The organism is Acinetobacter colistiniresistens, from assembly GCF_024582815.1.
Lineage (GTDB): Bacteria > Pseudomonadota > Gammaproteobacteria > Pseudomonadales > Moraxellaceae > Acinetobacter.
This window is the reverse complement of record NZ_CP102099.1, coordinates 2924277-2944301: the sequence shown is the minus strand read 5'-3', so window position 1 is coordinate 2944301 and position 20025 is coordinate 2924277. Positions and strand designations below refer to the sequence as shown.

General features: G+C 40.6%; 19 protein-coding genes. 9 read left to right on the top strand and 10 right to left on the bottom strand.

What is annotated here, in order from left to right; genetic code table 11:
• The first annotated feature begins 4 nt into the window (after positions 1–4).
• Positions 5–958 (top strand): siderophore ABC transporter substrate-binding protein, encoded by a 954-nt coding sequence (locus tag NQU59_RS14175; RefSeq protein ID WP_257063861.1) that lies wholly within the window; start codon positions 5–7, stop codon positions 956–958.
• A gap of 82 nt (positions 959–1040) precedes the next feature.
• Here the strand turns inward: NQU59_RS14175 and NQU59_RS14170 are convergent, their stop codons facing one another.
• Together NQU59_RS14170 and NQU59_RS14165 are read right to left on the bottom strand one after the other, a co-directional pair.
• Positions 1041–2237: an MFS transporter gene (locus tag NQU59_RS14170; protein ID WP_005241946.1), complete on the bottom strand. Its 1197-nt coding sequence runs from the start codon at positions 2235–2237 to the stop codon at positions 1041–1043.
• Between the two features lie 229 nt (positions 2238–2466).
• Positions 2467–3372: a nuclear transport factor 2 family protein gene (locus tag NQU59_RS14165; protein ID WP_005241945.1), complete on the bottom strand. Its 906-nt coding sequence runs from the start codon at positions 3370–3372 to the stop codon at positions 2467–2469.
• A gap of 272 nt (positions 3373–3644) precedes the next feature.
• Between NQU59_RS14165 and NQU59_RS14160 the strand changes: the two genes are divergently transcribed.
• On the top strand, positions 3645–4436 hold the full coding sequence (locus NQU59_RS14160; RefSeq protein WP_257063858.1) for a DUF4198 domain-containing protein: 792 nt from the start codon (positions 3645–3647) through the stop codon (positions 4434–4436).
• A 312-nt stretch (positions 4437–4748) separates the two neighbouring features.
• Here the strand turns inward: NQU59_RS14160 and NQU59_RS14155 are convergent, their stop codons facing one another.
• The gene (locus tag NQU59_RS14155) at positions 4749–5450 is read right to left on the bottom strand and encodes an epoxyqueuosine reductase QueH (RefSeq protein ID WP_043969741.1); all 702 of its coding nucleotides are present in this window, start codon (positions 5448–5450) and stop codon (positions 4749–4751) included.
• Positions 5451–5847: 397 nt separating this feature from the next.
• Here NQU59_RS14155 and NQU59_RS14150 point away from each other — a divergent pair, with 397 nt between their 5' ends.
• Complete coding sequence (locus NQU59_RS14150) at positions 5848–6768, top strand: LysR family transcriptional regulator (protein WP_016652267.1); 921 nt, start codon at positions 5848–5850, stop codon at positions 6766–6768.
• A gap of 86 nt (positions 6769–6854) precedes the next feature.
• Here the strand turns inward: NQU59_RS14150 and NQU59_RS14145 are convergent, their stop codons facing one another.
• From NQU59_RS14145 to NQU59_RS14135, 3 genes are all read right to left on the bottom strand, one after another.
• Positions 6855–7310, bottom strand: a complete 456-nt coding sequence (locus NQU59_RS14145) for a DUF441 domain-containing protein (protein ID WP_043969743.1) — start codon at positions 7308–7310, stop codon at positions 6855–6857.
• A gap of 183 nt (positions 7311–7493) precedes the next feature.
• Positions 7494–8348 (bottom strand): hypothetical protein, encoded by an 855-nt coding sequence (locus tag NQU59_RS14140; protein WP_043969744.1) that lies wholly within the window; start codon positions 8346–8348, stop codon positions 7494–7496.
• Between the two features lie 204 nt (positions 8349–8552).
• Positions 8553–9422, bottom strand: a complete 870-nt coding sequence (locus tag NQU59_RS14135) for an IS982 family transposase (RefSeq protein WP_161419859.1) — start codon at positions 9420–9422, stop codon at positions 8553–8555.
• 354 nt (positions 9423–9776) lie between these two features.
• On the opposite strand from NQU59_RS14135, the gene NQU59_RS14130 reads away from it, so the two are divergent.
• Complete coding sequence (locus NQU59_RS14130) at positions 9777–10337, top strand: TetR/AcrR family transcriptional regulator (RefSeq protein WP_005241938.1); 561 nt, start codon at positions 9777–9779, stop codon at positions 10335–10337.
• A gap of 124 nt (positions 10338–10461) precedes the next feature.
• On the opposite strand, the gene NQU59_RS14125 is transcribed toward NQU59_RS14130, so the two are convergent.
• Positions 10462–11241, bottom strand: coding sequence for a ferredoxin--NADP reductase (locus tag NQU59_RS14125; RefSeq protein ID WP_005241937.1), 780 nt, complete (start codon positions 11239–11241; stop codon positions 10462–10464).
• 118 nt (positions 11242–11359) lie between these two features.
• Between NQU59_RS14125 and tsaA the strand changes: the two genes are divergently transcribed.
• Together tsaA and NQU59_RS14115 are read left to right on the top strand one after the other, a co-directional pair.
• Entirely contained in the window at positions 11360–12073 is a 714-nt protein-coding gene (gene tsaA / locus NQU59_RS14120; RefSeq protein WP_257066302.1) for a tRNA (N6-threonylcarbamoyladenosine(37)-N6)-methyltransferase TrmO, read from the top strand.
• Between the two features lie 47 nt (positions 12074–12120).
• Positions 12121–13899, top strand: a complete 1779-nt coding sequence (locus NQU59_RS14115; RefSeq protein WP_257063857.1) for a GspE/PulE family protein — start codon at positions 12121–12123, stop codon at positions 13897–13899.
• A gap of 468 nt (positions 13900–14367) precedes the next feature.
• Here NQU59_RS14115 and hemP read toward each other — a convergent pair whose 3' ends face one another.
• Positions 14368–14538 (bottom strand): hemin uptake protein HemP, encoded by a 171-nt coding sequence (hemP, locus tag NQU59_RS14110; RefSeq protein WP_004653932.1) that lies wholly within the window; start codon positions 14536–14538, stop codon positions 14368–14370.
• 177 nt (positions 14539–14715) lie between these two features.
• On the opposite strand from hemP, the gene NQU59_RS14105 reads away from it, so the two are divergent.
• Positions 14716–15621, top strand: a complete 906-nt coding sequence (locus NQU59_RS14105) for a thiamine phosphate synthase (RefSeq protein ID WP_257063856.1) — start codon at positions 14716–14718, stop codon at positions 15619–15621.
• Position 15622: 1 nt separating this feature from the next.
• Here NQU59_RS14105 and NQU59_RS14100 read toward each other — a convergent pair whose 3' ends face one another.
• Both NQU59_RS14100 and mrcB read right to left on the bottom strand, forming a co-directional pair.
• Positions 15623–16168 carry a hypothetical protein gene (locus tag NQU59_RS14100; protein WP_005241932.1) on the bottom strand — a complete coding sequence of 182 codons (546 nt, stop codon included), beginning with the start codon at positions 16166–16168 and terminating at the stop codon, positions 15623–15625.
• A gap of 19 nt (positions 16169–16187) precedes the next feature.
• Complete coding sequence (gene mrcB / locus NQU59_RS14095; protein ID WP_257063855.1) at positions 16188–18596, bottom strand: penicillin-binding protein 1B; 2409 nt, start codon at positions 18594–18596, stop codon at positions 16188–16190.
• Positions 18597–18830: 234 nt separating this feature from the next.
• Here mrcB and NQU59_RS14090 point away from each other — a divergent pair, with 234 nt between their 5' ends.
• Positions 18831–19739, top strand: a complete 909-nt coding sequence (locus tag NQU59_RS14090; protein WP_010589837.1) for an NAD(+) kinase — start codon at positions 18831–18833, stop codon at positions 19737–19739.
• Positions 19736–20008, top strand: coding sequence for a YeaC family protein (locus tag NQU59_RS14085; protein WP_005241929.1), 273 nt, complete (start codon positions 19736–19738; stop codon positions 20006–20008). Before NQU59_RS14090 ends, NQU59_RS14085 begins: the two co-directional genes overlap by 4 nt.
• Positions 20009–20025: the final 17 nt, after the last annotated feature.

Below are 20025 nucleotides of genomic sequence, written 5' to 3'. Positions count from 1 at the left end.
CGTTATGCTTTTCAAAAAAACATTGCCAGTCATGATGCTGAGTGTGGTGCTGGCTGCATGTGGTAATTCCAACACACCTTCTGCAACACAGGAAGGGAATACGACTGCTACACATGACACGCTTAGCTTTGAAAGTAAGTCGGGTCAGATCACGATTCCTGCAAACGTGTCTCGAATTGCGGTATTGGATACCAGTGCGTTGAATACCATTCATGCTTTGGGCGCAGATGATAAAGTGGTGGCATTGCCGAAAGGCACACCATTACCGAAAGTGCTACAAAACTATAGTGATGGCAAATATCTGGATGTCGGCACAGTCAAAGAGCCAAATCTGGAAAAAATTGCAGCCAGTCAACCTGAGTTGATTTTGATGAGTGGACGGATGGAAAATCTGGTGAATCAGATCAAACAGATTGCACCGACTTATTTTGTCGATGTGGACTATAACGATCAGTTCAACTCATTTAAGCAGCAGACCCTGAATATTGCAGAAATGGTCGGCAAAAAACAGGATGCTGAGCAGCAATTGCAAACGCTAGAAAAAGAGATTGCCGCCTTAAAAGCCAAAACCAAAGGGAAAACAGCGTTGGTGATCTTGGTGAATAACAGCAAGATTGCAGCGTATGGGCCAGGCTCACGCTTTGGTAATATCCATAATCTATATGGTTTTACCCCAGCCGATCCCTCGATCAAAGTCGGCTTGCATGGTATGGCAGTGTCACATGAATTTATTGCTCAGAAAAATCCTGACTATTTGTTTGTGATTGACCGTGGCGCTGCGATTACTGAAAATCAGCAAGGTGCCAAGCAGGTCTTGAATAACAAGATTATCAATCAAACCAAAGCGGCGCAAAATGGCAATATCGTCTATCTGGATTCAAGTAACTGGTACTTGATGAATAATGGCTTGGATGGCATGAAGGCCATGTTAAAAGAAGTGGCAGATGCGGTGAAATAAAGACTCAGCTGGATGATTTTAGAATAAAAACCCGAAGTTTGATTTTCGGGTTTTCTCTGTATCGTTCTTTTATGATTTGCCTTTAAGACACAACAGATCCATTTTTTTGTGAGTATTTGGCATAAGCCAAAGCAATCAATAAAATCGCCAAGCCCCCCAAACTTAATACGAAACCCACCCAGATCGGTGCTAACCAGCCCATATTGTGGCTGAGTACCCAACCACCCAAGAAGGCGCCGAGTGCATTGGCCAAATTAAATGCAGAATGATTTAGTGATGCAGCCAAGGTTTGCGCATCACCTGCGATATCCATGAGATGGGTTTGTAAAGCACCACCAAGGCCAATCACCGTAAAGCCAATCAGGAATAAGGCCGCAATTGCCGTATAGAGATGAGACATCATAAAGCTGGCAGCGACAAAGGCGAGTGCAGAACTGATCAGGATGCCGATAATGGTTTTAAACAGATTTTTATCTGCCAACCAGCCAGCAACCAAGCCACCAATCACCATACCCATGCCCCAAATGGCAAGGGCGATGGGAACCACACGAATATCGGCATGGGTATATTCCGTCAGAATCGGTGAAACATAGCTATATACCGAGAACATACCGCCAAAGCCAATCGCGCCGACGGCAAGAGTGAGCCACATATTGATATTTTTAAGGCCTGCCAATTCGGCTTTAATACTGGCGCTTTTTTGCAGTGGAATATTGGGAACAAATAAACTGACACCGATTAGGGTAATAAAGGCAATGACCGCAGAAAATTCAAAGCCTGATTTCCAGCCAAATTGTTGCCCCAACCATGTGGCAATTGGTACCCCAATCACATTGGCAATGGTGAGTCCCATCATCACCTGTGCAATTGCGGTGGCACGGCGTTGTTTACCCGCCAGTTCAGCCGCAACCAAGGCGGCTACGCCAAAGTAAGCCCCGTGTGGAAAACCTGCAATAAAGCGAGACAGCAGCATGGCTTCTGGTGTTGTTGCAAAAGCCGTCGCTGCATTGGCCAAGCCATAAAAAAGCATCAAGCTGAGCAAGAGCGTTTTACGTGGTACTTTGGCCCCTAAGATCGCAATAATTGGTGCACCGACCATAACACCGAGGGCATAGGCGCTGATGAAATAACCTGCATGCGGCACACTGACATTTAGATCAGTGGCGATTTCCTGAATTAGCCCCATCGCTACAAACTCAGTGGTGCCAATACAGAAACTACCTACAGCAAGGGAAAAAATAACGAGGAATAGGGAATAGCGATGTGCGGGAGAGCTCATATATCTCAAAAAATAATTTCAATAAAGCTGATTATTTTTTCATACCTCGATATAAACCGATATAGAAAAAAGAGGAATCTTCAAATAAATCTATCGTTGAACTGAATGGCTTGATAGTAAAGTGGTCAGGATGAATTATTATGATTTAATTCCTGCGGATGAAACCTAAAAAGCCCAGATAATATGGGCCTTATTTAATCACATCGGTCTTCAACTAGATTTGATCAGTCTAGAACATGGTATTGCTATTTGCACTGTTTTCTGGAACAGCCTGATTGACATCCCAATGCTCTACGATCTTAGCATTCTCTACTCGGAAAATATCAAAGCCCGCATTTTCAGGTTCATTGCTCAATTTGCTGCGCAGTTGGACTGCAACCAGATCTCCTTCCGCAATCACGCGTTTAATTTCATACTTGGCAGCGGGGTCAGCTTGGAAGAGCTGTTCAAAGAAGGAAATAAAAGGCTCTCTACCATTTTCAATCCAAGGATTATGTTGAATGTAGTGATCTGCGAGATAGCGTTCAGAAAACTCTCTGACCTTATGTTGTTCAAATGCACCTTTAACAAATGTAGTGACTAATGCCTTATTCTCACTAGTGTGTGCCGGAGAAGTCGCATGGTTCTTATTCCCATTGAACATGATCTCTGGATTGGCTGCTGTGCGTTCATTTTCAGGTACATCCTGATTCGTATCCCAATGTTCAACAATAACGCCATTCGCGATGCGAAAAAGATCAACTCCTGCATTGGTGGCGACCTCTGTATTGAGTTTGCTTCTTACATGTAAGAGTACAAGATCATCTTCTGCAATTATGCGTTCAATGCTGTATGCCGCATCAGGATGATCAGCAAGTTCTTTCTCAAAAAAGTCGACAAATGCTTGTCGTCCGTCTGGCAAGTAGGGATTGTGCTGAATATAATTTTCGGAAATATAACGATCCGAGAATTCTTTTACCTTTTTAGCTACAAATACACCTTCATAGAAGGTTTTAACAAGCGCTTTATTTTGCTCCAGTTGCTGCTGTTGGGGATGATTGGTGGTTTGTGGTTCACTATCCATTTTTGAATCGTCATTACAGCCACTAAGTGTGGTAGAAAACAGCAGGGTTATTAAAATAAAAACTTTCTTCATTGTTATCGATCCATGTTTATAGTTTGATTTTAAAGAATATGTTGAACCCATCTATACTGCTGAACAATAGCGACGTTCCTTTGTAAACTATTGTTAACCCAAAACATCGCATTTTATTGCTTCTAAAAAGAACCAAGCTCTGTTGATTTGATGAGGTAGAATTCTGAAGTGTTGTAAATAGGATATGATAATTTTAATGATAATTATTTGCATTAATATATAATACAAAGCAGATGTTTTTAGCAGAATTTTTATAAAGGGTGGAAAAAAGAGTGAAAAAATTATTGATCAGTTCATTGCTGCTTGCTTCAGGTTATAGTTTTGCTCATGAACCCTATGTTGCACCGCTTGCGTATACCACGGAACAAACTCAAGTCGCAATGATCTCGGGTTATGCAGAAGAAGCTTTGCAAAGTGAATATGCATTAAAAGATGCAAAGTTTGAAGTTACCAGTCCGAATAACAGCAAAACCACAATTGCAGCCACGTCTAAATTGGGGTCGGCAACTGTATTTGATCTAAAGTTGCCTGAAGTGGGGACGTATAGTGTTAAAACTAGCACCAGTTATCCATTGAAATATGTACAAGATCAAAAACAATGGAAAATGTTCTTTGATATGCCAGCAGACAAAGCACCTGCAAAAGCTGAGCGTGATTTTGTCATTCCTGCGGACTTGAAGGCTAAAAAAATTACACCTGTTGAGATTACTCGTGAATGGACATTATTGACCTATGTATCTAAACACAAGAATACGCCTGTGCAGGCAAGCACAGCACCGATTCAAGTTGAGTTTTTAACCCATCCAAGTGAGTTAAAAGCCAATCAAACCGCGAAAATTAAAGCATCGAAAGCCAATCAAGCATTGGCCAATGCGAATGTTGTGATTCGCGCTAAAGGTGCAACCGATAAGCAAGGGATTAACTTAAGAACAGCGGCAGATGGCAGTGCTGATCTGGTATTTGCCAAAGCAGGCGAGTATCTGATTGAAGTCAGTGAGGCGGTCGATGCCAAGCAAAAGCCAAGTAATCAGTTCTACAGCATAATTAGTGTTGCTGTAAACTGACCTTTTAATGGAGTTTAATCTAGAGAAATTATGCTATTTCAGAGTCTTTAATTGAAAAGATTAGTATAAGGATTCAACTTCATTTCGACCTACTTTTCTTTTAGGAAAAGTAGGCAAAATCATTGCCATTCGCAAAACTCGTTCGCTACCAATATTTAACACTTTATATCGCAAAAACATTATCAAGCAAAAGTAATCCTGTCTCAAACAGTTGCGAATGGCGTTGCCGCGTATTTAAATATATAAGCTGCCTTTTATATGGTATATAAATCATTTAGATGATCATATATTTACAATATTAACATCGAAGAATTAGTCTGATTGATTTGACTCATCCTCCATCGCATTACTATAAAACTTAACGCCCAATTGAATGCGATCACGACCATTACTCATACGCCAGCGGTTGGTATCTCTGAGTGAATAAACACAGCCGCAGTATTCTTGTTGATAGAACTCTTCACGCTTGCTGATTTCAAGCATGCGAACTGCGCCGCCGTGTTTACGCCAGTTATAGTCCCAATATTGAAGATTGGGATAATGCGCTGCTGCACGCAAACCACAATCATTAATTTGCTGCATATTCTTCCAGCGTGAAATACCGAGTGAACTACTGATCAGGCTAAAGCCATGTTCATAGGCATACAGGGCTGTTCGCTCAAAGCGCATATCGAAACACATGGTACAGCGAATGCCTTTCTCGGGCTCGTTTTCCATGCCTTTGGCACGGGCAAACCAGTTGTCAGTATCGTAATCGCAATCAATAAACGGGATATTATGTTTTTCGGCAAATCGAATATTTTCCTCTTTACGAATCAAATATTCCTTCACAGGATGAATGTTCGGATTATAAAAAAAGATCGAAAAGTCGATGCCTGACTCAATCAAGGTTTCCATCACTTCACCAGAGCAAGGCGCACAGCAAGAATGCAGCAGCAGTTTGTTGTGTCCTTCGGGTAGGCTGAGCGTTTGGCGTTCAAGCGTCTTTTGACTTTGTCTTGTCATCGTAGGCATGGTCTGCAAAAGTAATTTTCTATTGTAAAAGTTTTAGAAGCCTGTGGCGGCTCAATAAAATGAAATGTTCTCAGCTTAAGCTGAAATTTTTTAATGACTCTATTTCTAAGTCCCCAGCGTTATCATGTTTCAAAACTGTACCAAGTCGGAGATTACGACGATGAGATGACGGGCAGTTGATTGTTGATACAACACACGAGTAAGAGCTAAACAAAAAGCTTATGTTGAGACAAATTAATGAGTTTTGTGTTAAGATGAAATAAATTCAACTAAAAATCTTTTTAGCAGCTTGCCTTTAACGAGGAAGCAAACCCATATTTAGAATTTGATGATGATTTGTAATCGGTTTCGCTTAAAAATGGGGGATGCAAGGGGATTAAATCACTAGGCCATAGCCATGTTAGAACTTCGTCATTTGAAAACTTTAATTGCTTTAAGAGAGCACGGTTCTTTGGTTGCAGCAGCAACCGATCTATGTCTGACCCCCTCAGCGATTTCACATCAGTTAAAAGAATTAGACCACTGGTATGGCGTAGAAGTTGTGAATCGTCGCAGTCGTCCAGTGAGTTTTTCCAATGTTGGAGAGCGCTTACTGAAACTGGCAGATGATGTCTTGCCACAGGTTCAAATTGCACAAACCGATATTACCCGTATTGTGCATGGCCAAACCGGACGGATTATCTTCTCATCGGAATGTCATAGTTGTTTCGATTGGCTTATGCCTTTATTGAATCAGTACCGTCATCAATATCCCGATGTCGATCTGGACTTTGCAGCGGGTTTTGAATCGAATCCTCATGAATTACTGCAAAATGCGGAATTTGATCTATTGATTACTGCTGATCCGATTGCATTAAAAGGAATTGAATACTTTCCGATTTTTGAATATGAATCACGACTAGTACTTTCAAATACGCATCCTTTGGTTCGTGCCGAAAAGATTTCTGTTGAAGATTTAGCTGAGCAAACCTTGATTACTTATCCAGTTGATAAGCATCGTTTGGATATCATGGCGCATTTGTTTCTTCCCGCAAATATTCACCCTAAGCAGATTCGAACCACGGATTTAACTCAAATGCTGATCCAACTGGTTGCCAGTGGACGAGGTATTGCCGCTTTGCCTGATTGGGTGGTAAATGAATATGAACAAAAGGGCTGGGTGGTGAGTCGTCGTCTGGATTGTGTTTCACCGCAAGGCTTAAGAAGGACCTTATATGCAGGCTATCGAGTCGAGGATAAAGAGAAGAGTTATTTTGAAGGTTTTATTAAGCAGTTGGAGAAGTTTTCAAAATTACGTACTGTTTATTATGAGGCTTAATCAAGCATTGTTTATCATTAGGTAGTGGGAAATACACTACCTTGCTATTGATTAGCGCGATGTTCTTGTTGCTCGCTTGGGAAGTACTAAGATTTACCAATCAGCAGGGACAATATTCCAGCCGCAATTAGAGGGCCGACGGGCACGCCACGTAGTAAAGCAACGCCTGCCACGGTTCCAATCAAAAGTCCTGCAACAACATCGGGTTGATTGCTCATCAGTTTAACTCCGCGTCCACCAAGCCATGCGACCAAGAGTCCAACAGCGATTGCAGCTAAAGACTTAATGCTGATAAATGATTTCAGAATACTTTCACCACTGATTTTACCACTTGCGATAGGAGCAAGGACACCTATCGTCAAGATAATGATGCCAATATTCAGACCATGGGTTTGAATATAAGGAAAAAACTGATTCAATGGGGTGAGTTTGACCAAAATGAGACATGCTGCCGCGATGGTTACGGCTGTATTTTGACTAAAGATACCACAGCCTAATAAAACGAGAAGAACCAATAAGTTGACATCGAGTTGAGAAAACATGTGCTGAATATATGTGCGAAAGAAAGGTGAATTATATCGTAAATTACGCACTAGCTTTGAGCCAATTCATTTTCAGGTGATATCTGAAGATATGTTGCTATGCTTGTATTAATGAATTTTTTAGGTTGTAAAAAAGCCATCATTCAACTGAAAAGTTGACGATGGCCCTTGATATAAAAGAAATTAAGCCAATTTTTTGAAACTTCCGTAGTAGGCAATTTGTTCATCCCAGAACTGTTCCCATAAATCACAGTATTCAAGACAGAGTTGACGAATCGATGCGTATTCAGATTCAACGCAAGCTTGTGCCAGCACAAACCATAAATCATCTTCATGATCATCATCAGCTGCCTCAGCTGAAGCGTCATGTGAAACACCATGGACATAGTAATAACCGCTATCAACATCAAAACCAACGGCTTTAGTTGCCTGACGTAATGCGGGGCTAAATAAAATGACCTCTTCTTCGGCGACAGCCAATAGTGCCGACACCGCCTGATAGCTATGGAATGAGTTTTCCAGAAAATTGCGAACGCGTTGTGAAATGAGAGACGGTTGATAGTCATTACGTTCTGCTTGACCTAGTTCAAAGTCATTTAACACGTCTTCAAAGAGAGGGTAATGAGCATATTCAGGGTTGCCTGAATAGTAACCTTCTTCGTCTAAGCCAGGGCGGAAACCGAATTCATCCAGAATATTTAGATTAAGTAAAAAACGAGGGAACATTTTAGAACCAGATAATAAACGTGGTTCTAGTTGTTTGCTTTGGAATTGAGCCATCAATAATGCATCGGTAAATACTTGTACGATAGCATGACGATATTCTAAATGAATGTGTTTCAAAGTTTCTTTGTCAATGACACCGTCATTTAAAAGTTGAATGGCAGGATGTCGTGAAACAGGATGATTTGAAATTTCTGCGCGAAGTTCATTCAGAAAATTCAAGTTCTTATTCCAGACATCTGCAGAAATACTATTTTTCATACCTTCAATAGCTTTCTGTCTTGGGTCGTTAAAGTTTTCAAATTTTTTTGGCATGGTCTTGTACTCGATGAATTAATAATATTATTGCTTTTCCAATTATTTAGTTAGATTTTTTTGGTTGCTTATGAATATAACTATTGGTTCAACCAAACATCTTTTTATTGGATGATTTAAATATAAAATGATTTTTTTGTGAAATCAATTTATTAAGTGGGCTAAAAAATAGTAAGAAAGTTTATTAATTAACCCGGATCCTGCTTAAGCCGATGATTCCTTAATTTGAATTGTTGGCTTATTTTGATGGGTTAATTGATATGCGCATAGCGAGGCATAAATTCCTCCAAGAAATCCATGAATACTACGTGCTTTACTCGTCACTAAATTGTATTGCCCCTTCAATAAACTGAATAATGTTTCTATCTTATTGCGTTGTCTTAGGTGATATTCATCTGATGCACAGAGTTGAATAGCCTGCATATTCTTTCGATGATAAGTAATTAAATCAATACCTTGATCTTTCAATCTGATTTTTAATTCTTGGCTGATGTAACCTCGATCCCCGTAAAGTTTTGCTTCTATACCAGCAACCAATTGCTCAACCATTTTTATGTCAGCAACATGTCCATTCGATAAAGCAGAACAGGCAATTTCACCAAATTGATTCATCGCAATATGTAATTTACAGCCATAAAACCAGCCCATTGAGCTTCTACCACGTGATGCAATTTGGACTAATGATTTATGACGCTGAATCCGTTGATTTTTACAAACTGGCAGAGTTGTTGAATCAATCCATAAATATTGTGTAGTTTGGTCTTTCATCAGCGCCACATGTAAAGCGTGTAGGGCCAATTGGTGCATATTGATCAGATGAATCATCCTTTGATAGCAAGGCAAGTACTTAAATAAATGGCTTTTATCTTCTTTTAACCAGGTGAAAAAGGCTTTGAAATTATTGAAATGAGAGCATTTGTACCAAATGGCAATAAAGCAGATTTCTGAAATTTTGAGTTGAGCAGTTCTGATTCTTAAGGAACCACAGTTTTGTTTGAGAAACTCCCAATAAGTTGATTCAAATTTAAGAAAAAAATCATCAATTACGCAGAATAATTCGGTACTATTGAACATCAGGACTAGAGTTGTGAGTTTGGTGTGGTAACTCAACTGATGGCTCTAGTCCTCTTATTTTTCAAGTCAATTTCTTATCCGCGATTCGGGTTAATTAACTTAACTGTAAATAAAGAGTGAATTGCTTCACGTTTAAAAAAATATTTTAAAAATAGAAAGGTTTTTTACAAATGATCTTGTTTATAGACTGATTTTTACATACCCTATAAGAGGGACAATAAAGAAAATATGACTTTTCTATAATGCTCTTACAATAACATAAACACACATAGTGAGTGGCCAGAATTTCCAGCACTTAAACTATGTCTAAATAATGCATTAAGTTTTTTGATAGAATTCTAAAAGGATAATAAAATGTCAAAAAAAGAAGATATCATTGTAACGGCTCTAGATCTTTTTAACCGTCATAACTACAGCTCTGTAGGTGTGGACCGAATTATCAGTGAGTCTGGCGTTGCCAAAATGACTTTCTACAAATATTTTCCTTCTAAGGAAAATTTGATTGAAGAATGCCTTTCTCGTAGGAATAAAAGTATTCAAGTCGCCATTGAACACGAAATCAGTTTAATAGCAGAAGGTGATTATTTGGGGAAAATCAAAGCCGTTTATTTTTGGCATTTGGCTTGGTTTAATACAGATGATTTTCATGGTTGTATGTTTCAGAAAGCCTCTTTAGAAATACTACAACAGTATCCTTCAATTATTGGGCCGATTGTTGAATATCGTGAGTGGTTAATGGCGCTGATCGAAGATTTATTTGAAAAGGCGAAGGTGTTTCAACCACATGTATTAACCGCGATGTATATCAATATACTTGATGGTATGACTGCATATGCGAAAGTGAACAAGGATCGCGCTAAAATTGAAGAGTGCTGGTATTATATTGAGCGTTTAATTCATTTGGAAGCTGCTTAATTATTTATTAAGTTTAGTTTTATTAAATAGCGATTTTAACCAAATTAATAAGATATAGTTTGATTTTAAGCTTGCTATAATAAAAAAACCGAGGCTGAAACCTCGGTTTTTTTATGGCTGAAAATTATTTTTCAACAAATGCACGTTCGATTACATAATCACCCATCACGCCCATGCGCGGTGATTCAACCAGACCATGTTGATCAAGTAACGCTGCAACATCTTTCAGGAAGGCAGGGCTACCACAAAGCATGGCACGGTCAGTTTCACGGTTGAAACGTGGTAAACCAATTTTTTCAAATAGTTCACCAGACTCAATTGCAGTGGTTACACGACCTTGAGTATGGAATGGTTCACGTGTCACTGTTGGATAGTAAATCAGTTTGTCTTTGATACCTAATTCTTCGAAGAACTCGTGGTTCGGGAGTTCATTTAGGATTAAATCCTGATATGCAAGTTCTGATACATAACGTGTACCGTGAACCATAATTACTTTTTCAAATTTTTCGTAAGTTTCTGGATCACGAAGCAGTGCAAGGAATGGAGCAAGTCCAGTACCAGAAGATAAAAGGTATAAGTTTTTGCCTGGTAATAGGTCATCATGAACTAAAGTGCCTGTCGGCTTTTTAGAAATAAGAATTTCGTCGCCCACTTGTACTTTTTGTAAGATAGAAGTTAATGGACCGTCTTGTACTTTAATTGAGAAGAATTCGAGTTCCTCTTCATAATTCGCACTCGCGATCGAATAAGCACGCATCAAAGGCTTACCATTTACTTCAAGACCGATCATCACAAACTGACCATTTTTAAAACGTAAGCTGGTATCGCGTGTAGTTTTAAAACTGAAAAGTGTGTCATTCCAGTGGTGAACATGAGTAATGCGTTCAACGTTAAAAGCAGCCATTAAAGGTCTCGATCACAGTTAAAAGAAACAGATGGCTATTCTAATCTAAAATCATTCTCGATAAACTGAATATATTTAATTGTGTTTATAAGAAAAAGTGATGAGTAATTCTGTAGTCATGCCGATCATCGGTCATATGCATTCTCCTTATCGTGAGAAATTTGGTATTCCACGACAACCAAATCTCGTGCAAGTCGAGTCCTATATAGAGATGGCGGAACCCTATAACGATATTTTAGCCTTTGAGGGAATCGAAGATTTTAGCCATTTGTGGCTGCTGTGGCAGTTTCATGAAAATAAAAATCAAGATAACGCTTTGAATCAAATGTCTAAATTTCGTCCGCAGGTACGCCCGCCACGGCTAGGCGGCAATCAGAAAATTGGAGTTTTTGCCACACGGAGTATGTATCGTCCATCTCCAATCGGTTTGTCGGTGGTGCGTTTTTTACGGGTTGAAAAGCAGGGGAAAGCTGTGCGCGTCTATGTGATGGGGAGTGATTTACTACATGGCACACCGATTTTCGACATCAAACCGTATATCCAATATTCTGATGCCATTGAGAACTCGATAAGTGGTTATGCGCAACAAGAACCCATTCGAAAAAAAGTACTCTGGACAGAAACTGCACAGTCGCAACAACAGCAGTTACTGGGGCAGAGGATTTTAGATAAAAAGATATTCGATGAGCTGGAACAAGTGTTATCTTTAGATCCACGGCCGGCTTATCAAGATGATGCTGAACGGGTCTATGGTATGTGTTTTTCAGAACTGAATATTCGTTTTACAGTTGATGATAGGCATGTCACGGTAGTCAGTGTAGAGCAAAGTTAAAAACTTTAAAAATATAAATATGTTAAAAATTTGGGGAAATGACGGTAATGCAAGCTCAGGCAAAATTTGCAAATTTTTCATTTACGGTTGATGTGACGTGGTGCTTGGAGCAACTACTGAAAGACGGTCGGATTACTGAACGGGATAAGTTACTCATCCAAACCACACATCGTCAAAAAGATCAGTTGAAATGGCATCCCTTACAGTGGATAGCCAATTTCAATTTAAAGGATCAACTCAATGTAGGTTCTACCTTAGCGTTGAATCGTTTATGTCAATGGTTGGCTGAAAAAGCCGATATTCCTTTATTTGTGATTGATCCGTTAAAAGCAGATGTGGCGGCTTTAACCAGTGTGATGTCACAAGAGTTTGCGGTACGAAACCATATTTTAGCAGTTGAAGTACAGCCTGACCGCATTCTAATTGGAACGGATCAGCCTTTTACGACAGAGTGGCTCAATAATCTAGAACGTAGCCTAGCACCCAAGAAAATTGAGAAAGTTCTGCTCAACCCAGAACAACTACAACGTTATCTTATTGAATATTATCAAGTCAGTCGGGCAGTGAGTTCATCGCAAAATGCCAGTCTTTATGATCGGGAAAATAAAGGTGTTGAGGCCTTACTGCAGTTAGGCGATACCCAGAACCCCGATGCTAATGACCAACATATTGTCAAACTGGTAGATTGGGTGCTGCAATTTGCCTTTGAGCAAGGCGCCAGTGATATTCACTTAGAGCCGCGTAAAGATAAAGGTAAGGTGCGTTTCCGTATTGATGGAGTGTTGCATACCATCTATAACATGCCTGCCAATACGCTTACTGCAGTGATTTCCCGGATTAAAATCTTGGGTCGAATGAATGTTGCAGAAAAGCGGAAACCACAGGATGGACGCCTAAAAACGCGAACACCAAAAGGACAAGAGACTGAATTACGTCTTTCAACGTTGCCAACGGCCTTTGGCGAAAAACTGGTGATGCGTATCTTTGATCCAGAAGTATTAGTGCGTAGTTTCCAGCAGTTGGGTTTTGAAGGGCATTTATTGCAGAGTTGGCAGCAACTGACTCAGCATAGTCATGGCATTATCTTGGTAACCGGACCAACGGGCTCGGGTAAAACCACCACGCTATATTCGTCTTTAAAACAATTGGCAACCGAGCAGGTCAATGTCTGTACCATCGAAGATCCGATTGAAATGTTAGAGCCCAGCTTTAACCAAATGCAGGTTAATCCCAATATTGAATTAGGTTTTGCTGATGGTGTGCGCGCATTAATGCGTCAAGACCCTGATATTATCATGGTGGGTGAGATTCGCGACCATGATACCGCAAATATGGCGATTCAAGCGGCATTAACTGGCCATCTGGTACTTTCCACTTTACATACCAATGATGCTCCTTCTAGTTTGACGCGTTTACATGATCTCGGTATCCAGCCGTTCCTCACCGCAGCTACTATTTTAGGGGTTTTGGCTCAGCGTTTAGTTCGAAGACTGTGCCCAAGCTGTAAGCAAGCAGGGCCGATGAATGAACAACAATGGGAACATTTAACCTTTGACTATATGATGGATATGCCGACGACCATGTATAACGCAGTAGGGTGTGAAGCATGTCGCCATACGGGTTATAAAGGCCGTGTTGGGATTTATGAGTTTATGCCAGTCAGCTTAGAACTCAAGTCATTGATTAGTGCGCATGGTACATTGAATGATTTAAAGGCACAGGCCAAAAAAGAAGGCATCGAACCTTTACGTATAGCTGGTGCGCGTAAAGTACTAGAGGGTGTAACCACGCTTGAAGAAGTTCTGCGTGTGGTGCCGTTGAGCTGATAATTTGTGCAGACTGGCTCTAATTTTCAGATTCAGCTCATTTCATTTGCTTTAATGGATATCGCGAATTGATGACAGCAGTATGAGGTCTGTTTAAATCATCACGGCTCAAAAAAAGCTGACCATGAAAGAGGATATGTCTTTAAAAATAAAAGGCCATGATATTGACTAGTGAAATGGATATTAACTATAAACTGGTCAAGCACCTTGAGGTTGCTGTCGATCAAGTTTAAACCACTAGGTTATTCCAGAACTCAACATGGTTATCATCTGATTTTTTGCATGTGTTTTATTTTTAAGATTAAAGTGACAGATCTCATGAATGCATTTGCTGAATACGTGGATTTTAAAGCCACCATCATGTTGACGTAATCAGGCAAATTTAAATGGGCTATGCGATTAAAAAAGCAGTATGCGCTGACATACTGCTATTCCCACGTTTGTTATTTTTGTCCGATTATTATTATATTACTTTGTTAAAATCAGGCGATTGTTGCGGGTTAAACGTAAGCGGTACTCCTCACCAGCATGCATAATCCGAATTTCTCGGCCTAGGGCAAAAAGGTTATTTGAATGCAACATTGGTAAAGATTGAGCTGCATCAGTACTACGAGTGAAAAGGCTAAATGGTGCGTTCATTTGTTATGCTCCGTGGTGTGTTTTTTAATGATTTAAATGATAATCATTATCGAATAGGCCTGTCAACGGAAATTTTAACAATTTACAAAATCCTCTATTAATTTTGTTTTTTGACATGGGAATAGTGCCTTAAAGCCCTTAAAATAAAGCCGAAAAGATGAGAGATTTTAGTCTGTTATGGCCAAAGCTACGGTTGATGTTGCGATCGCAATTCTATTACATAAAAGCAAAGTATTGGTGGGCTGGAGACAAGCCAATCAACATCAAGGCAATAAACATGAATTTCCAGGCGGAAAAGTTGAATTGGGGGAGACGCCTGAACAGGCCTGCCGCCGTGAAATTTTTGAAGAAGTAGGGATTGGACTAAAAGACTGGCATGTATTTGATCGGATTTGTCACGAATATGATGACATCATTGTCAATTTACATTTATTCCATGCCTATGTACCTGATGGGTTACTTAATCTCATCCATCAGCCTTGGGCATGGTATCGCCGTGATGAGTTGGTAAATTTAAATTTTCCCAAAGCCAATGCCGCAATTTTAAAACGTTTAAGCTGGCCACATCTGATTCAAATCAGTGATCAGCTCAATCAGATGTCACAACACAACACCTTGCTCTATTGGCGGACTGCTTTAGAGGATCAAGCTCAGATTGATTCACAATTGCAGATTTTAACTGATGAACAATATTCACGCTTGATTGTGAATTACGCACTTTGGCAGCAATTGAGCAGTGATCTGCAAGCAAAAATTCAAACTATTCACCTCAAACAATCCCAGTTGATGCAGTTGAACAAAGCTGAATTGGTGGTAGGGAAACGTTTGATTGCGGCATGTCATGATGCTGTGGCCTTGCAGCATGCCCATCAGATTGGCTGTGATGCGGTGTTTCTCAGTCCTGTAAATGCGACAACAACACATCCTGAAGCACAGGGCTTAGGCTGGGAGGGTTTTGCTGAATTGGCACAAGGCTGTGATATTCCTGTATTTGCCTTAGGAGGGGTTGCTCCTGCAGATTTAGAACAAGCCCAAAAACATCATGCTTATGGGCTTGCAGGGATTCGTCAGTTCAAACTTTAAATTAAAGTGCTTGAATGGCTTTGTTGGCCTCTTGGGCTTGAATCTTATGACCTCGTGCTTCACTGGCTTTTAGAATGATCAGCCAGAGCTGTTTCTTCATGGCATTGCTTTGCGCATAGCTTAAGCCACGACGTGCCAGTGCCTCGGCATTGGCATATTCCTTGCGCTGATCTGCGATTAATGCCAAATACAGATAAGTCTCAGTCGCTTGTGGTGCAATGCGCTGCGCTTGTAAAGCATAACGTTCAGCTTCTGCAAGTTGCTGCTGCTTATATGCCACCTGTGTTTTTTGCATTAAAGTTTTAAATGCAGGCAGTTGACTGCCATCATTAAACGTTTGCTGAACTTTTTGTTGCGGTACAACGACAGGAACACTTTGGCGTTTAATCTCTTTTTGATCATAAGGCGTAATTTTTACACCAGAAGAAGGTTGGGTTACTTTCTTTGGTGGCTGCGTAGGTGCTGTTTTGGTGGGTGTTTTTTCAGGTGCAGCGGTACAGCCTGCAAGTAGTAACACACCGATCATCACCGTTGTATGCTTCATCATATGCCATCATCCTTTTGACTTAGTTGTCACCGCTATAGCTGCCGCTAGAGATCACACGGCTTGGCTGGCGATTGGATAAATCTGTATCCATTTGGTTTTCACTTTCACGAATGTAATTACTGATCCCGTCCTGATGATCCTCCACAGGGGTTTCATTATTCTGAGGAATATAGGTGGGTTCTACCTCATAATGAGACTGGCCACACAGGGTTGCACGACGCGGTACGGTTTGACGCAGTAATGGAATATACATGGCGCCATCACAGCCTTGAGCAGATAAGTCGCCTGTTGCACTATCAATCCATTGCCATTGCACATTGTCGGTTTGACGCAGATTGACAGGTTCCTGACGTAACTGGCGCATCACATTGATCCAGACTGGTAATGCACCTGAGGAACCTGTTAAGCCTGTTACTTTATTGTCGTCTAGACCTAACCAGACAACCGCCACATGGTTTCCGGAATAACCCGCAAACCAAGAGTCACGCGTGTCATTGGTGGTTCCTGATTTACCCGCCAGATTAAGCGATTCTGGCAGACTATTATAAGCAGAGCGGCCTGTACCAGAGCGCATCACTTGCTGTAAACCGTAGTTGATAATATAAGCTGCAGCAGGATCTATGGTCTGCTGCACATTTAGGCCATAACGATCGAGTAGATGTCCTTTTGCGTCGACGACTGTACGAATCGAGCGTGGAGGGTATTTAAAGCCACCTGTCGCAAAATTTCCGTAAATGCTTAATACTTCCATTGGTGACATGTTCACTGCACCGAGGTAAATAGAAGGGTAGGCCGGAATATCAGAACTGACGCCAAATTGTCTTAATTTATTGGTAAATGCAGACAAGCCAAACTCATTGGCCAAACGCACAGTAGAGAGGTTATAAGAGTTGGCCAATGCTTGTTGCATCGGTACTACACCATGCTCGCCGCCACTATAGTTTTTCGGTGTCCAGCTCTTATCCCCATCAATTGGAATATTCACTGCACTATCTTCGATTGGGCTTGCCCAGGTATAACGACCAGACTCAATCGCATTTAAATAAATAATTGGTTTTAATAATGAGCCGACTTGACGTTTGGCATCGAGTGCACGGTTAAAGCCTGTAAAGTCTTGGGTTGAACCTACTGCTGCAACTAATTCACCGTTTTCTGGATGTGCAACCAGTACAGCACCTTGCAAGTTTTTCAAACGGCCGGGATTGGCTTTGGCTAAACGATCAACGGTATTCTTAAAGGCATTTTGAACTTGGGTCTGCGCAATTGGATCCAGCGTCGTAAAAATTCTTAGGCCTTGATTGGTAATGTCGCTTTCTTGATATTCCGTACGGAGTTGACGACGCACGATATCAAGGAAATCTGGGAACTTTGCAGGGCCCAAAGTCGGTTTACTCACCACATTTAATGGGCGGGCAATTTCATCCTGATATTCAGCTTCGGTTAAGTAACCCATCACCATCATGTTGTTTAACACAACATCTCGTCGTTTCTTGGCTGACTCAGGGTTGCGCCAAGGATTGTATAAGGATGGACCTTGGACGAGGCCAACCAAAAAGGCTTGCTGTGAGACGTTTAGCTCACGCAAAGGCAGGCCAAAGTAAAACTGTGATGCTAAACCATAACCATTGATCGAGTAACTACCATTTTGACCAAGGTTCACTTCATTCAAGTAAGCTTCCAGAATTTCATCTTTACTGTAATGTAATTCAATCAATAGAGACATTAGTGCTTCATTGACTTTACGTTTCAGTGTTTTCTCTGGAGAGAGATAGAAATTCTTGACCAACTGTTGCGTTAAGGTTGAACCACCTTGGCGGCGGCCACCTGTCGCATTACTCACCAAGGCACGGGCTGTGCCGCGGATTGAAATACCGTGGTGGTGATAGAAGTTACGGTCTTCGGTTGAAATTAACGCTTCAATTAAGGTTTTGGGTACTTTATTCAGCTTAATGAGCACACGGTCTTCATTATGTTGAGGATAAATACCGCCAATTAATAAAGGTTCTAAACGTGCAATGCCTGTATTTGAGGGTTTGGTTGAGCGAATCTCACTCACCTGACCATCGGTAAAGGCAAGTTCAAGTACCTGTTCAGGCTCAGTACTGTCACCATAGTCAAAGCCACGAGTATGCACAAACATTTTATTGCCTTGTACTACATAGCTGCCTGACTTATCGTAATTCGCTGTGTTTTTATAACCCAATAATTTTAACTCTTGAGTAAAATTCTCTTGAGTAATCTGGGCATTAGAATAGATTTCTAATGGGCGAGCAAACACCTTGGCAGGGATGTCCCAACGCTGACCTTCAAACTTGTCACGAATAATATTATCTAAGCTGATCAGATAGATACTAAAAGCAACAAAGACACCTATCACTAACATTGAAAAAATGAGTGCTAGAAAACCAATACCACGTTCAAACTTCATAGATTTGCGTTAAAACCAAAACAATGTCGGTAATGATGCGATAGCTTATTGTCATTTTGCAATCATAAAACTGTGAATAAATAGCTACATGCAATAAAAACTTTAAGGATGCGTTGACATTAATCGTATAAAAAAACAACGGATAGACATTTTTATACTTTTTAATCAATCATCAACGCAACATTGGTTGTTAGTGATATGATAGTCAGTAATCGCGACGGAGCTGAATTATTCGTGCAAATTTCACATAAATCCTTTCGAAATATTGGTCTAATTGGACGACCAGATAAATATTCTGTAGTAGAAACGTTATGTTTAATTCATGATCATTTGATCAATTTAGGTTTAAACCCCGTTTTTGATCAGGAAACAGCGAAACTGGTTCCCTATAGCCATGGGCAGACCGTAAGTCGAAATTTACTGGGCGAAGTTGTAGATTTAGTGATTGTAGTCGGTGGTGATGGTTCGTTGCTACATGCTGCACGTGCGTTGGTTCGGCATAATACCCCTGTGATCGGGATTAACCGTGGTCGACTGGGTTTTTTAACAGACATCAAACCTGCTGAAGCGATTTTTAAACTCGATCAGGTTTTACAAGGTCAGTTTCAGCTGGATCGCCGTTTCTTATTAGAAATGGAAGTTCGAACCAATGGTGAAACAATTTATGATGCCATTGCACTGAATGATGTAGTGCTACATTCGGGCAGATCGGTTCATATGATCGATTTTGAACTGAATATTGACGGACAATATGTCTATCGTCAGCATAGCGATGGTTTGATTGTGTCAACGCCAACAGGTTCAACTGCTTATGCACTTTCTGGAGGCGGGCCGATTTTGCATCCGAGTATGGATGCAATTGCACTGGTTCCGATGCATCCGCATACCTTGTCATCACGTCCGATTGTGGTTGGTGGGCAAAGTGAAATTAAGATCACGATCCGTGAAAACCGTGTTTTGCCGATGGTCAGTGCTGATGGTCAACATAGTGTTGCATTAAATGTCGGTGATACGGTGCATATCCGCAAACATCCGTTTAAACTAAGCTTATTACATCCACCGGGTTATGACTTTTATATGGCGTGTCGTACCAAATTGGGGTGGAATCAAGATTTTGAATCTTTTCAACAGGATGACTCATGAATATTGAACAAATGCTCGCTATTTTAAATCCTGAAATTGTTGAGCGCCTGAAAACTGCTGTTGAAATTGGTAAATGGCCTAATGGGATTGCATTAACTAAAGAGCAGCGTGAAATTTGTATGCAAGCTGTGTATGCATGGGAAATGGAACATTTGCCTAAAGAACAGCGCAGTGGTTATATCGACCGCGGTACAAAAAAAGACGGTGAGGAATGTGATGATGATCATCATCATAACGAACCTGAATTTAAGCCGATTCGTTTTGTTTAAACTTAAAGAGCTCAGTC